General features: G+C 64.7%; 16 protein-coding genes. 6 read left to right on the top strand and 10 right to left on the bottom strand.

Translation table 11 applies throughout. The features are described 5' to 3' along the window. Positions 1-168 precede the first annotated feature (168 nt). Positions 169-522, top strand: a complete 354-nt coding sequence (locus tag AB4Y82_RS17180; protein ID WP_441604900.1) for an antibiotic biosynthesis monooxygenase family protein — start codon at positions 169-171, stop codon at positions 520-522. Positions 523-831: 309 nt separating this feature from the next. Beyond that, the gene (locus tag AB4Y82_RS17175; protein WP_441604899.1) at positions 832-1158 is read left to right on the top strand and encodes an RcnB family protein; all 327 of its coding nucleotides are present in this window, start codon (positions 832-834) and stop codon (positions 1156-1158) included. 40 nt (positions 1159-1198) lie between these two features. On the opposite strand, the gene AB4Y82_RS17170 is transcribed toward AB4Y82_RS17175, so the two are convergent. The 9 genes from AB4Y82_RS17170 to AB4Y82_RS17130 form a co-directional block, all read right to left on the bottom strand. Continuing rightward, positions 1199-1957 carry an AraC family transcriptional regulator gene (locus tag AB4Y82_RS17170; RefSeq protein ID WP_441604898.1) on the bottom strand — a complete coding sequence of 253 codons (759 nt, stop codon included), beginning with the start codon at positions 1955-1957 and terminating at the stop codon, positions 1199-1201. Continuing rightward, positions 1954-2331 carry a VOC family protein gene (locus tag AB4Y82_RS17165; RefSeq protein ID WP_441604897.1) on the bottom strand — a complete coding sequence of 126 codons (378 nt, stop codon included), beginning with the start codon at positions 2329-2331 and terminating at the stop codon, positions 1954-1956. Before AB4Y82_RS17165 ends, AB4Y82_RS17170 begins: the two co-directional genes overlap by 4 nt. A 124-nt stretch (positions 2332-2455) precedes the next feature. Next, positions 2456-3202 (bottom strand): HvfC/BufC family peptide modification chaperone, encoded by a 747-nt coding sequence (locus AB4Y82_RS17160; RefSeq protein ID WP_441604896.1) that lies wholly within the window; start codon positions 3200-3202, stop codon positions 2456-2458. Continuing rightward, on the bottom strand, positions 3199-4044 hold the full coding sequence (bufB, locus tag AB4Y82_RS17155) for an MNIO family bufferin maturase (RefSeq protein WP_441604895.1): 846 nt from the start codon (positions 4042-4044) through the stop codon (positions 3199-3201). Before bufB ends, AB4Y82_RS17160 begins: the two co-directional genes overlap by 4 nt. A gap of 58 nt (positions 4045-4102) precedes the next feature. Next, entirely contained in the window at positions 4103-4384 is a 282-nt protein-coding gene (gene bufA2, locus AB4Y82_RS17150) for a BufA2 family periplasmic bufferin-type metallophore (RefSeq protein ID WP_441604894.1), read from the bottom strand. A 49-nt stretch (positions 4385-4433) separates the two neighbouring features. Continuing rightward, positions 4434-5216 carry an alpha/beta fold hydrolase gene (locus tag AB4Y82_RS17145; protein WP_441604893.1) on the bottom strand — a complete coding sequence of 261 codons (783 nt, stop codon included), beginning with the start codon at positions 5214-5216 and terminating at the stop codon, positions 4434-4436. A gap of 54 nt (positions 5217-5270) precedes the next feature. Then, complete coding sequence (locus AB4Y82_RS17140) at positions 5271-5735, bottom strand: DoxX family protein (protein WP_441611524.1); 465 nt, start codon at positions 5733-5735, stop codon at positions 5271-5273. Next, positions 5732-6007 (bottom strand): BufA1 family periplasmic bufferin-type metallophore, encoded by a 276-nt coding sequence (locus tag AB4Y82_RS17135; RefSeq protein WP_441604889.1) that lies wholly within the window; start codon positions 6005-6007, stop codon positions 5732-5734. The genes AB4Y82_RS17140 and AB4Y82_RS17135 overlap by 4 nt, the downstream gene beginning before the upstream one ends. A gap of 35 nt (positions 6008-6042) precedes the next feature. Then, positions 6043-6456: an organic hydroperoxide resistance protein gene (locus AB4Y82_RS17130; protein WP_441604888.1), complete on the bottom strand. Its 414-nt coding sequence runs from the start codon at positions 6454-6456 to the stop codon at positions 6043-6045. Positions 6457-6763: 307 nt separating this feature from the next. Here AB4Y82_RS17130 and AB4Y82_RS17125 point away from each other — a divergent pair, with 307 nt between their 5' ends. The 4 genes from AB4Y82_RS17125 (at position 6764) to AB4Y82_RS17110 (ending at position 12383) form a co-directional block, all read left to right on the top strand. Then, complete coding sequence (locus AB4Y82_RS17125; protein WP_441604887.1) at positions 6764-7306, top strand: redoxin domain-containing protein; 543 nt, start codon at positions 6764-6766, stop codon at positions 7304-7306. A gap of 35 nt (positions 7307-7341) precedes the next feature. Next, positions 7342-8082, top strand: coding sequence for a response regulator (locus AB4Y82_RS17120; protein WP_441611522.1), 741 nt, complete (start codon positions 7342-7344; stop codon positions 8080-8082). After that, positions 8079-9398 (top strand): HAMP domain-containing sensor histidine kinase, encoded by a 1320-nt coding sequence (locus AB4Y82_RS17115; protein ID WP_441604885.1) that lies wholly within the window; start codon positions 8079-8081, stop codon positions 9396-9398. The genes AB4Y82_RS17120 and AB4Y82_RS17115 overlap by 4 nt, the downstream gene beginning before the upstream one ends. Positions 9399-9638: 240 nt before the next feature. Next, positions 9639-12383, top strand: a complete 2745-nt coding sequence (locus AB4Y82_RS17110) for an ATP-binding protein (RefSeq protein ID WP_441611520.1) — start codon at positions 9639-9641, stop codon at positions 12381-12383. Positions 12384-12468: 85 nt separating this feature from the next. On the opposite strand, the gene AB4Y82_RS17105 is transcribed toward AB4Y82_RS17110, so the two are convergent. Beyond that, positions 12469-12930 (bottom strand): hypothetical protein, encoded by a 462-nt coding sequence (locus tag AB4Y82_RS17105; RefSeq protein WP_441604883.1) that lies wholly within the window; start codon positions 12928-12930, stop codon positions 12469-12471. Between the last annotated feature and the right edge of the window lie 88 nt (positions 12931-13018).

The raw sequence follows: 13018 nt of genomic DNA, 5'->3' as shown, positions 1-13018 counted from the left end.
AGCGCCGGAGGCGGGGCTCGGCCGCTTGACGTTGGGTTTGGAGCTCATTGGGGGTTTGTCAGCGCGGCAAGGGGCGCGGTAACGTCAGGTGCGCAGGCCCGGCCCGTCCATCGGAACGTTTGCCTCGGCTCGTTGACCATCCCAACCCCGGTTGCCGAAAGGAACGCCATGAGCAGTGCCGCACCTCCGTTTTGCGCCATCTACCGCTGGCGCTTGCATCCCGGCTCCGAAGCGACCTTCGTCGAAGCCTGGTCGAGGATCACCCAGTTGCTGCGTAGCGAACGTGGCTCGCTGGGTTCGCGCCTGCACCGGGGACCGGATCGACTTTGGTACAGCTATACGCAATGGCCATCGGCGGAAGCCAAGGCCGAAGGGTTGGCGCGCGCGTCGGTCGATCCGCAAGCGTGGCAGCGACTGCGGGATTGCATTGCTGAAAGCCTGCCGGAACTCGTGCTTGAGCCGGTGGCGGATTTCCTGGCGCCGCTTGCGCACGACGCCGATGAAGCGACGCCGTCTGCGTGATGACGTCGCGAGCGGGCCGGCCACCTGCGCGGTCGTGCATCCGTTGTGCTGCCTGGGCGTGGTCATCACGCGGAGAAGTGCGCATTGACTGATGATCCAAACGGACCCTGTGCGTCCTCGTGGGTTCGCGAGCATCCCAACTGCAGGATGCATCAGGCCGGTCTCGCCGATGAATGGCAGCGGTAGGCGCTACACCAATGTCACACGTTCGTGACTTGATGAAAGTAAGTGTGTTGCGCGGCGACTCTGCCGTTGGCGCAAGACACTTCGATTCGCAAGAAAATGTGACATTGAATAAGGACGCAACTCATGAAAACGACACTAGCCGCAGCGATGGCCGCCGCGCTTCTCCTCTCCAACGCAGTGATGGCCCAGGAGCACGAGCATCCCCCCGGCGATGAGCATCATCAGGAAAATGCCGTGATGCATGACCGTGGTGCGAAAGAAGGCTGGTACAAGAAGGGCGGCGCCGTTCCGCGCGAGTATCGCGACGACCGCTACGTGGTTTCGGACTGGCGCTCGGAGCATCTGCGCGAGCCGCCACGCGGCTACCACTGGGTTCGTAGCGACAATGGCGAATTCCTGTTGGTAGCAGTTACCTCCGGCGTGATCGCCGACATCTTGATGAGCCACTAGTCGATCCAGCTTCAGTCGCCTCAGGGCTGTCCATGGCGCATCACCGACGTTGCCGCAATCGATAACGCCCCGGTGATGCGCCAAACTGCCTGCGGAACGCGCTGCTGAATGCAGCGAGGCTGAGATAGCCGCAATCGAGCGCGGTTTGCGCCACGCTGGCGCCGGTGGAGAGCATCGTGACGGCGTGGATCATGCGAGCCTTTTGTCGCCAGGCTTCGATGGTCAGTCCGGTCTCCTGTGGAAACAGTCGTTGCAGGGTGCGCAAGCTGGCGCCTGCCTCGTTGGACAGCGCTGGCAGGTCGCGCTCATCGCCAGGCGCACAAAGAAGTATCTCTGCCAACTTCGCTGCGCGTCTGCTCTGCGGCAGGGGCAACATCAGGTCTTCGCTACGCGCCTGGCACAGCAGGTCAACCAGCAGGCCCGCCAGGCGATCGTGTTGCGGCTGCTCCGGCGTGAGCATGCCGATCCCAACGACATGCAGGATCAACTCGCGCAGCAGCGGCACGACTTCAAGCACGGCGGGCTGGCCTGGCAAGGGCGTCGCGCGCGAGGGACGGATGTAGAGCGTGCGCAGGCTGACTTCACCCTGCATCCTGATGCTGTGCCTGATGCCGGCTGGCAGCCAGATGGCCCGCGTGCCGGGGATAAACCACGCCGCCGTATCGGTGATGACCTGCATGACGCCAGAGGCTGCGAACACCAGCTGGCCCCAGCGATGCTGGTGCTCGGCCAGCAACGTGCCCGCGTGAAAGCTCAGCGCGAGCGTGCGGACGTCCTGGTTCTCGCCCTCGTCATTCAATCGAACACGCCCGGCTCGTATTGCATCGCGCCGACAAAGTTGCCTTCCGTGTCTTCGAAATAGATCAGCTCGCCGACGCCGTCGATGCGGTAGGGCTGCATCAGGATCTTGCCGCCGCTGGCTTCGATGGCGGCGATGGTGGCCTTCAGATCCGCCACGCCGAAACTCGCTTCGTAGCCCGCCATGCGTACGCCGGGAACGATGTCGCGCCGTTCCTGCAGTGCGCCGAGCAGTCCTTGTCCGGCGTTTTTGATCTGGTAGAAGCCGGGCGGCCCCCAGGGCGTGAACGACCAGCCAAACACGCGCTCGTAGAAACCCCTGGCGCGTCCCACATCGTCGGCGTTGATCGCGAAGTGACGAAATACGGCGGGCATCGGGCAGCTCCTTGGAGGAAGAACCACGATCAGCTTATCCGCGCCGGCAATGGCGCGCGCCCTAAGATATGCCAGAAACCGACTGTCGTGCGCCACTATGGCTCGCGCTGCCGCCGTCCGCTTTTCAGCTGACGCCGGTGACGATGCCCGCCGCGATCCAGCTGGCCAGCAGTTCGCCGGCCCGGGCGATGCCTGCGTCTTCGCCGAGGCGCGCCACCAGGGCATCGCAGAGCGCGCTGAAACGTGGATCGTCGCGCAGCAAGAGCAGGGCGTCGTGTTCCACCGCGTCGATCTGCTTCAGCTGGCAGGTATAACCCTGCCGCCACGTCACAACTCCGCCAGGCACCGCGAGCATTTCGCTTTCCGGTACTTCGGCGGCCTGTTGCAACGTAGACCACAGGTCCGGCGCATTCGTCGTCACCGATCGCTGGCGCAGGCTCGGCGCGAGTTGGAGGCGTGCCGTATCCCAATCGACGTCGGCCAGCTGATCGCTGCACAGCGGCGTTGCATCCGGCGCCACGAAGGACTCGGACAAGGACCATTCGATCCACGCGAGCTCGTGCACGTCGGGATTGTCCGGCAGCATGCCGCGCAGCGTGTCGTCGAAATCAGCGCCATACGCATCGAGCGTCCAGCCATGCGGCGGTCGGCTGTCGATATGGCGGATGGCCGCTTCAAGAAACAGCGTCGAACCCAGCCAGGCGTGCAGCAGCGGATAGCTCGCTTCCAGCACGCTCACCAGCTGGGCGCGGTAATTGTTCTGGTAGACCGTCATGCCCATCCCCGCGCGGGGATCGACGCGCCGCGCGGCGTCGGGCGAAGCCCGGGTCAGCCAGTCGCGAAAATCGCGCTGCAGCTCTGCGAGCGTCATGCGGCCTCCCGCAGGTCCCGGGCGCGCTCGCTGATGCAACGTGCGATCGCCAGTTCGTCCAGCAGTTCGGCCAGGGGCGGAATGGCATCGTCGCGCTCGATCATGCTGGCGACTGGTCCGAGCAGCGACATGGCCTCGGCATAGAGCGACCACACGTCGTCGCATACGGGTTGGTCGTGCGTGTCGATCAGCAGATCAGTGACTTCGGTGTGGCCTGCCAGATGGATCTGGCGCACGCGCTCGGCAGGCAGGCCGCGCAGGAAGGCGTACGGATCAAGGCCGTGGTTGCGCGAGCTCACATAGACATTGTTCACGTCCAGCAGCAGCCCGCAGCCGGTGCGACGCGACATCGCCGCAAGGAACTCCCACTCGGTCATGTCGCTCTCGGCAAAGGCCACGTAACTGGAGGGGTTCTCGAACAGCATCGAGCACCCCAGTGCCTCCTGAGCCATGTCGATATGTCGGCAGACCAGATCGAGCGCTTCGTTGGTATACGGAAGCGGCAGCAGGTCGTGGGAGTTGAAGCCCGCCACGCGTGACCAGCTCAGGTGATCGGACACGAACAGTGGCTGGATCTCGTCGACGAGCGCACGCAGTCGGCGCAGGTAATCATGGTCGAGACCGTCGGCCGAACCAATCGACATCGACACACCATGCAAGGCCACCGGATGACGCTCGCGCACCTGGCGCAGGATGTGACGCGGCTGGCCGCCATCCACCATGAAGTTCTCGGAGATCACCTCGACGAAATCGACCGGCACCTTGGTCTCGAGAAAGTCGCGGTAATGCTCCTTGCGCAGGCCGAGGCCGAAACCAGCAAAGCTTGGAGGTGGCATGAACATGGCAGGGTCCTTAAGAGGAGAAAGCGGGGCTTGCACCATGCAGAGCCCCGCAAGCGACTTACTTCGGTTCGGTAAGCGTGCCGCCTTCGGCGACGCAGGCGCTCTTGGTCTTCACAACGACGCCCTGGCCCTTGCAGGTGTTGAGGCCCTTGCAATCGTTCTTGGCGGTGGCGCACAGGCTGGTGCCCTTGCAGGTGTTGACGCCGTAGCAACGCACGGGCTCTTCTTTGGCGCCGGACTGATCGGCCGCACGCACGGGCGAGGCGATCGAGGCGACGGCGAGGGCGACGAGCGCGGCGGCGGAGGCGAAGCTGGTGCGCTTGATGGAGGCGGTAGTCATGCTCAGATTCCTTGATGGATGAAGTTCGATGGGACGGGACGGGATGTGCTCAATGCACACTGGTGGCGGCTTCCTCGATCACCTTCGCCACCGCTTCGGGCTGCGAGATGTAGACGAGGTGGCTGGCCTTGATTTCGGTGACCTTGGAGCCGGCACGCTGGTACATCCAGCGCTGCAGGTCGGGGCTGAGTGCATGGTCTTCGGTGGTGAGCACGGCCCAGCTGGGCTTGCTGTGCCACGCGGCCGCAGACACCGTGGCGTTGAACGCGGCTGAGGTGGCCTGTGCCTGCGACACGGCGAAGAAGTTGGTGCGGTTTGGGGTGAGGTCGGCGGCGAAATCGGCAGCGAATTTCGACGGCTCCACATACAGGTGGCCATCCCGAGTGGCGACGATGTCGTTGCTCGGCGACGGCATCGAGCCGACCAACTGGCTCAGGCTCTCGCCTTCGCTCGGCTGCACGCCGGCCACATAGACCAGGGCCTTCACCTTGTCGCGATTGCCGGCCATGGTGATGACGGCGCCGCCATAGCTGTGGCCGACCAGAACAACGGGACCGTCCTGTTGGCGGATCAGCTCGCGGGTCAGGTCGATATCGTCGGCCAGCGTTTCGATGCGCGGCTGCTCGACGGTGACGTGGTAGCCCTTGTGGATCAGGATGTCGTGCACGACGCGCCAGCCGGAGCCGTCGACGAAGGCGCCGGGCACGATCACGATGTTCTTGACGCCAACGGGGACGGAGGTCGGCGTGGGTGCGGCTTTGGGCGCCTCGTCGGCGAGGGCAGGGCCCATCGATGCCATCAAGGCGATGGTGAGGCTCAGCAGGGTACGCATGGGTGTGTCCTTTCGGTAATCAGGGATGAAAAGTCGTGGTTGAGGTCGTCGTGTTCAGTGCGGCGTGCGGCGCTGGCGCAAGAGCTGGTCGAGCGACCACGTGCCACCACCGCGCACGGCCAGCGGCAGCAGCAGCGCCGCCCAGCTCAGATGCGTCGGCCATGCGTCCGGGTATACGAAAATCTCGATCACCGTGGTCATGCCCAGCAGCGCCAGTGCGGAGATCCGCGTGGACAAACCCAGCACCAGCAGCAGCGGGAACAGATGTTCCGCACCCGTCGCCAGGCGGGCGGCCCAGTCGGATGGAATCAGCGGCAGGCGGTATTCCGATGCGAACAAGTCGTACGTCGAGGGCTTGATCGAGAGGAAACCTTCGACCTTCGTGCGTCCCGACTGGAAGAACACCGCCGCAATGCCCAGACGCGCCACCAGCAAGAGCAGTGCGTCGGGCAGCAGAGACGAGTGGCGTCGGGCGGTCAGCGTCCTCGGCGACTGCGCGACGATCTGCGTACTGATCACGACTTGGCCTCGAGCGTGCCATGCCCTTTGGGCGTCTTGATGGTGGTGCAGGTGCCTTTGTCGACCAGTACCCAGGCATTGCCCTGAAAGTCCGCCTTGGAGGTGCCGGCGCAGCTGGTGCCGGGACCGGCTGCGCAATCGTTCTTGCCGGCAAGGGCGACGCCGTAGCACTTTTCCATCGGCTTCTTGGCGTCTTCGGCGTGGCCGCTCGCGGCGAATGCGGCGAGGCTGAGGGCGAAGGTGGCGGCGAGCGTGGCACGTGTGCGATTCATCGGAGGATTTCCTTGGGTTCGATGGCTGGGATGGCTCAGACGAGCGTGATCACGACGTCGATGTTTCCGCGCGTCGCCTTGGAGTACGGGCAGGTCTGGTGGGCGGCGTCGATCAGCTGCTGCGTGACGTCGCGGTCGACGCCCGGCAGGGACACGTTGAGACGCGCCTGCAGCGCATAACCGTCGCTGCCCTGCACCAGGTCCACTTCAGTGGACACGCGGGTGTCTGCCGGCAGGGCGATCTTGTTGGCGCGAGCGGCAAGACCCATGGCGCCGATGAAGCAGGCCGACCAGCCTGCGCCAAACAGCTGCTCCGGATTCGTGCCGGCCTTGCCGGAACCCGGGGGCGACAACTTGATGTCGAGCTGGCCGTCGCTGCTGTGCGACTGGCCATCGCGGCCGCCGGTGGTGGTGGTCTTGCCGGTGTAGAGAACGGTGCGGTCTGACATGGGAGGTTTTCCTTGGCTTGGTTTGGTTGGCTTGGCTGTCGATCAGCCGGTGTGGCCATGAAACCGTCGCCGCGTATCCGCGATGTGTCGCGCTCCTGGTCGAACAGCATCGAAATGTGTAACGGCGCCCCGCCGATACATTCGGATACAAACCGGCGCCCGCCAGGCCCCATGCGGGCTGGCAGGGCAGATACAAAGCGATACAAAAAGCCGGTGCGCACGACATCCCCGATACAAACCGGGCTGTTCTCATACACATCACCCTGGCGCGTGCGCCGTCCCTGATGTCCTGAGGAGAACCCCATCCATGAAACTTCTGCGTTATGCCCTTGCTGCCGCGGCTTTCGGCGCAGCCCTGGTCGCCGCCTGGCCCGGTGCGTCGAGCATCGCCAATGCACAGACCCCCACCACCCAGGCGGTGGCCCCCGATTTTGCCGGCGCCAATCAATGGTTCAACTCGCCGCCGCTGACCATGCAGTCGCTGCGCGGCAAGGTGGTGCTGGTGGAGTTCTGGACGCGTGAATGCATCAACTGCGTGCATGTGCTGCCGCATACCAAGGCGCTCTACGACCGTTACGCGGTTGACGGCCTGGTGGTGGTCGGCGTGCATACCCCCGAGTACGACGAGGAGCGCGATGCCCACGCACTCAAGGACGCCATCGGCGCGCTCGACATCAAATATCCGGTGGCGATGGACAACGACTACCGGATCTGGAACGCCTGGGGCAATCGCTACTGGCCGGCGATCTATCTGATCGACCGCGAGGGCCACGTGGTCTATCGCCACGTGGGCGAAGGCGACTACGATCGTACCGAGGAACGTATCCGCCAGCTGCTCGGCAAGGCGTAAGGCAGGCGATACGGCATCAGATCATGGGAGACAGCATGGAACACATCGACCAGGTCCTGGTCGTCGATGACGACCACGGCATCCGCACCGGCATCGTGGATTACCTGCGCAAGAACGGCTTGCGCGCCACCGGCGCCGCCGACGGCCGCGAGATGTTCGCGCAGCTGGATACCTCGGCGTTCGACCTGGTCGTGCTCGACATCATGATGCCCGGCGACGATGGCCTGGTGCTGTGCCGCACCCTGCGCGGCGGCAAGCACAAGCATGTGCCGGTGGTGCTGCTCACGGCGCGTGACGACGAGACCGATCGCATCATCGGTCTGGAAATGGGTGCGGACGATTACGTCACCAAGCCATTCTCGCCGCGTGAGCTACTGGCGCGCATCAAGGCGGTGATACGCCGCACGCGCATGCTGCCACCCAACCTGCGCGTGACCGAGAGCAGCGACAGCATTGCGTTCGGACGTTGGCGCCTGGATACCACGGCGCGCCATCTGCTTGATGAGGACGGCACGGTGGTGTCGCTGAGCGGCGCGGAATTTCGCCTGCTGCGCGTGTTTCTCGATCATCCGCAACGCGTGTTGTCGCGCGACCAGCTGCTCAACCTCACCCAGGGCAGGGACGCGGAGCTGTTCGATCGTTCGATCGATCTGCTGGTGAGCCGCCTGCGCCAACGTCTGCAGGACGGCGCCCGCGACCAGACCTATATCAAGACCGTGCGCAGCGAGGGCTATGTGTTCTCGATGCCGGTGATCCTCAACGGTCAGGAACCATGAACGCCGCAACCGTTATCGAGCCGCGTCGCTGGCTGCCGCGCAGCATGGCGTCGCGGCTCTACCTGATCATCTTCGCGGGCTTGATGCTGGCGCAGGGCCTGTCGTTCGCGCTGCTCTATATGGAGCGGATGCAGAGCGCGACCGCGGTGATGTTCAACACGTTGGAACACGACGTGGGCACCTCGGTGGCGGTGATCGACCGGCTGCCGGCGGCGGAGCGCCCGCGCTGGCTCAACCGCCTGGAGCGCGACAACTACTTCTACATCCTCGGTCCAGGCGAGCCCGGCAATCATCTCTCCAACCAGCGCTCCGCGTACGTGACCAGCATGATCGCCAAGGAGGTCGGGCCCGACTTCCGCGTATACGGCAATACCATTTCGACGGCGCCTGAACGGTATCAGGTCCACTTCACCCTGCACGACGGCTCGCCGCTGACGCTGCAAATCACGCCTTACATGAAGCCGGTCGCCAGCTGGCTGCCGTTCGTTTTCATCCTGCAGGTGATCCTGCTGTTGATCTGCACGTGGCTGGCGGTACGGTTTGCCACGCGTCCGCTGAGCACGCTTGCGGCCGCCGCCGATGCCATGACGCCCACCGCTGACGGCCCGCGCATGTCGCAGGAAGGACCGGTCGAAGTGGCGCGTGCGGCCAAGGCGTTCAACACCATGCAGGACCGCATTGCGCGCCATCTGCAAGAGCGCCTGCACATCCTCGCTGCCATCTCGCACGACCTGCAGACGCCGATCACCCGCATGCGTTTGCGCGTGGAAGCGTTGGACGAGTCGCCAGAACAGCAGCGCATTGTCGAGGATCTGAAGGAGCTCGAGCATCTGGTGCGCGAAGGCGTGGCCTATGCGCGCAGTGCGCACGGCGGCTCGGAAACACCGGTACGAATGGACCTGGGCGCCTTCGTCGAGAGTCTGGTGTTCGACTATCAGGATGTGGGGCGGCCGGTATCGATGACCGGTCAGGTGGCTGCCACCGCCACCGTTCGCCCGCAGGCCTTGCGTCGCGTGCTGGCCAACCTGATCGATAACGCGATCAAGTACGGCGGTGCGGCGGAGGTCGCGGTGCAGGACGACGGATCGGGTGGATTCAGCGTCATCATTGCCGATCACGGCCCCGGCATTCCCGAGCACGAATTGGAGCAGGTGCTGCAGCCGTTCTATCGCCTGGAATCGTCACGCAATCGTGACACCGGCGGCGCGGGGCTGGGGTTGGCCATTGCCGCACAGCTCATCGCTTCGATCGGCGGTCAGCTGCGGTTGTGCAACCGGGAAGGGGGTGGCCTCAAGGCCATCATCAGCCTGCCGTGAGCGGCAGGTGTTGCGTAGAGCAATGGGCTTTTTTGTCAGCGCCTACACGCTCCACGCGATATGAGACTGGGCAAACCCTGAGCTCGGTGGCGGCCATGGGGCTTCACTAAGTTCCAAGCCCGCCGCGGCACGCCAGTTCTTCTACTACAGGCCCGAGTGAAGTGTCCTATGCCCGAACCCGTTGTCGGCAGCACGCAGATGGAATTTGCTCCCTCAAGCCCAGGCAGCTTGGGGGCCGCCATGCGGGATCTTGACTGGTCGCAATCGCCGCTGGGTTTGTCCAACACCTGGTCCCCGAGCCTGCGCACCACGGTCGGCATGCTGCTGGCAGCGCAGGCGCAGATCGTGTTGTTCTGGGGGCCGCAGTTCGTCGCGCTCTACAACGATGCGTATGCGCCCACTATCGGCGACAAGCACCCGCGCGCATTGGGTCGCCCAGGTGCGGAAAACTGGGCGGAGCTTTGGGACGATCTCGAGCCTTTGCTGACAGGCGTGCGCACGACCGGCCGTACCTTCACGGCGAACGATCGCCCGTTCTATATCGAACGCCACGGTTACGGTGAAACGGTGTACTTCGATGTCTCCTATTCCGCGGTGCCCGAAGCGGACGGCTCGGTCGGCGGCGTGTTGTGCATCGTCTCGGAGACCACCGGCCGGGTAGTGAGCGCGCGGCGGCAGGCATCCTTGCTGCAGCTGGAAGACTCCTTGCGCCAGATCGCCGATGCGGACGGCGCCAAAGCCGTGGCAGTTGAATTGCTGCAACGCGAATTGCCGGTGGAAGCCGTCAGTTACGCAGACTTGGGTGGCGATGACATGGCGGCCGATCCTTGTCGGCTCGACATTCCCGTATCGCGCAACCACATCGCCGTGGGCGCCTTTCACGTCACCTATCCGGCTTCGCGCCACTGGAATGATGACGATGCGCAGTTTGCGCGCTCGGTTGCAGAGCGCACCTGGTCGGCCTCCGAACGCGCACGCGCCGAGACCTTGTTGCGCGAGTCCGAAGCCCGCCAGCGACAGGATGCCGACCGCGTGCAGTTGGCGCTGTCGGCTGGCGCGATCATCGGCACCTGGATGTGGGATCTGCCGCATGATCGCCTCACCGTCGACGAAAAGTTCGCGGTCAGTTTTGGACTTGATCCTGCACTGGGGCGCGTCGGGCTGAGCCTTGCGCAGGTCCTCGCCACCGTCCATCCCGACGACCGGCCGCGCCTGGAACGGGCGATTGCCGAGGCGATCGAGCACGGCGGTCCGTATGCGCACCAATATCGCGTGCGCCGTGCCGACGGCAACTACTACTGGGTCGAAGCCAATGGTCGCGTCGACCAGGGTGGCGACGGCAAGGCCGCTTCGTTTCCTGGCGTGCTCATCGATCTGGAAGAGCGCCGTCGCGCGGAACAGAAACTCGCGCTGAGCGAAGCGAAGTACCAGACACTGTTCAACGAGATCGACGAAGGCTTCTGCGTCATCGAGTTCCTGGACGGACCACATGGACCGTTGAGCGACTACGTGCACATTGAGGCCAACCCCGCATACAGCGTGAACACGGGCATTCCCAACATCGTCGGCAAAAAGGTGCGCGACATGGTGCCCGATGAGGCCGGGGCATGGGTGGAGATCTATCGCCGTGTGCTGCTCACTGGCGAAGCCGTGCGCTTCGAGCGCGAGCTGGAGGCGACCGGCCGCTACCTCGAACTCGCCGCCTTCCGCATCGAGCCGCCCGAGCGCCGCCAGGTGGCCGTGCTGTTCAAGGACGTCAGCGCCCGCAAGCGTGCCGAAGACGAACTGCTGCTGCTCAATCGCGAACTCGCCGAGCGCGTGGCGCAGGCGGTGGCCCAACGCGAAGCGGCGCTGGCGCATGTGCACGAGATGCAGAAACTGGAAACCATCGGCCAGCTCACCGGCGGCGTGGCGCACGACTTCAACAATCTGCTCACGCCCATCGTGGGTGCGTTGGACATGGTGGCGCACATCCATGAGGACGACGAACGCACCCGCCGCCTCACCGGCGCGGGGCTGCAGGCCGCCGAGCGCGCGCGCACCCTGGTGCAGCGCCTGCTGGCGTTTGCGCGTCGACAACATCTGCAGGCGCGACCGGTCAATCTGCGCCAGCTGGTGAACGGCATGGAGGATCTGCTGGTCCGTTCGCTGGGGCCGCAGGTGCTGTTGAAGATCGAATGCGTGGCCGGGCTGCCGTTGGCCATCATGGATCCCAACCAGTTCGAGCTGGCGCTGTTGAATCTTGCTGTGAATGCGCGCGATGCCATGGTCGATGGTGGCGCGCTCACCGTCAGCGTCGACCTGGACCACGTCGTGCAGCACGCGAAGCTCGCCGAGGGGCGCTATATCCGCGTCTCAGTGTCCGATACGGGCGCAGGCATGGATGAGGACACGCTCAAGCGCGCCGTCGAGCCGTTCTTCACCACCAAGGCGAAGGGGCAGGGCACCGGCCTTGGCCTGTCGATGGTGCATGGCCTGGCCGCCCAATCGGGTGGCGACTTCGCGCTCGCCAGCACGCCGGGACGCGGAACCACAGCCACCTTGTGGCTGCCCGCATCCACCCAGGGCGTGGACGAGCAGGCGGCGCCACCCGCGGTGACATCGCTGCTGCGCCGCGGACAGGGTGCGCACGTCCTGCTCGTCGATGACGAGGAACTGGTGCGTTCCGGCACGGCCGACATGCTGAGCGATGCAGGCTACGTGGTGCGGCAGGCGTCGTCCGGCCATGAGGCACTGGCGCTGTTGCGTGCAGGCCTCGATGTGGCCGTGCTGGTGACCGATTATGCGATGCCCGGCATGTCCGGCACGCAGATGGCGAGCGAAGCCGTGCAACTGCGACCGGCGCTGCCAGTGTTGATGATTACCGGCTTCGCGTCGCTCAACGACGACACCGTCGCCGAGCTGCCGCGCCTGTCCAAGCCGTTTCGGCAGCACGATATCGCCGACGTGCTGGCGGATCTGCTTGAGAAGAGTCACGCGCGCTGATCGGCCGTATCGTTCGCCCTGGCCAAAGCAAGAGAGCCCGGCGGGTGCCGGGCTCTCTTCGAACGTCGCTGCGTGAGCTCAGGGCTCAATACCCGTCCTGGTAGCCCTGCTGATAGCCCTGCTGGTAGCCGTCGCTGGGCTGCTCATAGATGACCTGCCCTTCCTGCGGCTGCTCATACACCACGGTGGCAGGCTGGCGGTAAACCACGGGCGCCTGCTGGTAATACGTCGGCGCGGGTTGATAGTACGTCGGGGCAGGCGCCACCGCCTGCGTCACGATGCCGGCTACCGTCGCGGCGACAATGGCGCCCGCGATCCAGTTGCCGGCATTGCCGTGACCGCCGTGGTATCCGCGATCGTGATGCCAGTCGCCGCGATCGCGGCCCCAGCCGCCTCGATCATGGTTCCAGTTGCCTCGATCGTGGCCCCCGCGATAGCCGTTGTCGTGCCCCCAGCCATCGCGCGCGGATGCAGCCATCGGCACCATCGCGGTGGACGCCACCGCCAGGCCAAGCACTACGCGTTGAGCAAGTGCGAACTTCTTCATGGCACACCTCCGTTGAACTGGAGTCGATGCTCGGGCTGCGGGGCTTAATGACTACTGAAATATCCTGCGATTCCGATGGCGCCCACGA

This window comes from Dyella sp. 2YAF14, from assembly GCF_052114725.1.
In the GTDB taxonomy this organism is placed as follows: Bacteria; Pseudomonadota; Gammaproteobacteria; order Xanthomonadales; family Rhodanobacteraceae; genus Dyella.
This window is presented reverse-complemented; position numbering and strand designations above follow the sequence as displayed.

Bases quoted from the DNA above. Each gene is read 5' to 3' on its own strand.
- AB4Y82_RS17105 (WP_441604883.1), bottom strand. From the start codon at position 12,930: ATGAAGAAGTTCGCACTTGCTCAACGCGTAGTGCTTGGCCTGGCGGTG.
- AB4Y82_RS17175 (WP_441604899.1), top strand. From the start codon at position 832: ATGAAAACGACACTAGCCGCAGCGATGGCCGCCGCGCTTCTCCTCTCC.
- AB4Y82_RS17135 (WP_441604889.1), bottom strand. From the start codon at position 6,007: ATGAATCGCACACGTGCCACGCTCGCCGCCACCTTCGCCCTCAGCCTC.
- bufA2 (WP_441604894.1), bottom strand. From the start codon at position 4,384: ATGACTACCGCCTCCATCAAGCGCACCAGCTTCGCCTCCGCCGCCGCG.
- AB4Y82_RS17115 (WP_441604885.1), top strand. From the start codon at position 8,079: ATGAACGCCGCAACCGTTATCGAGCCGCGTCGCTGGCTGCCGCGCAGC.
- AB4Y82_RS17160 (WP_441604896.1), bottom strand. From the start codon at position 3,202: ATGACGCTCGCAGAGCTGCAGCGCGATTTTCGCGACTGGCTGACCCGG.
- AB4Y82_RS17110 (WP_441611520.1), top strand. From the start codon at position 9,639: ATGCGGGATCTTGACTGGTCGCAATCGCCGCTGGGTTTGTCCAACACC.
- AB4Y82_RS17120 (WP_441611522.1), top strand. From the start codon at position 7,342: ATGGAACACATCGACCAGGTCCTGGTCGTCGATGACGACCACGGCATC.
- AB4Y82_RS17165 (WP_441604897.1), bottom strand. From the start codon at position 2,331: ATGCCCGCCGTATTTCGTCACTTCGCGATCAACGCCGACGATGTGGGA.
- AB4Y82_RS17130 (WP_441604888.1), bottom strand. From the start codon at position 6,456: ATGTCAGACCGCACCGTTCTCTACACCGGCAAGACCACCACCACCGGC.
- bufB (WP_441604895.1), bottom strand. From the start codon at position 4,044: ATGTTCATGCCACCTCCAAGCTTTGCTGGTTTCGGCCTCGGCCTGCGC.
- AB4Y82_RS17180 (WP_441604900.1), top strand. From the start codon at position 169: ATGAGCAGTGCCGCACCTCCGTTTTGCGCCATCTACCGCTGGCGCTTG.
- AB4Y82_RS17145 (WP_441604893.1), bottom strand. From the start codon at position 5,216: ATGCGTACCCTGCTGAGCCTCACCATCGCCTTGATGGCATCGATGGGC.
- AB4Y82_RS17125 (WP_441604887.1), top strand. From the start codon at position 6,764: ATGAAACTTCTGCGTTATGCCCTTGCTGCCGCGGCTTTCGGCGCAGCC.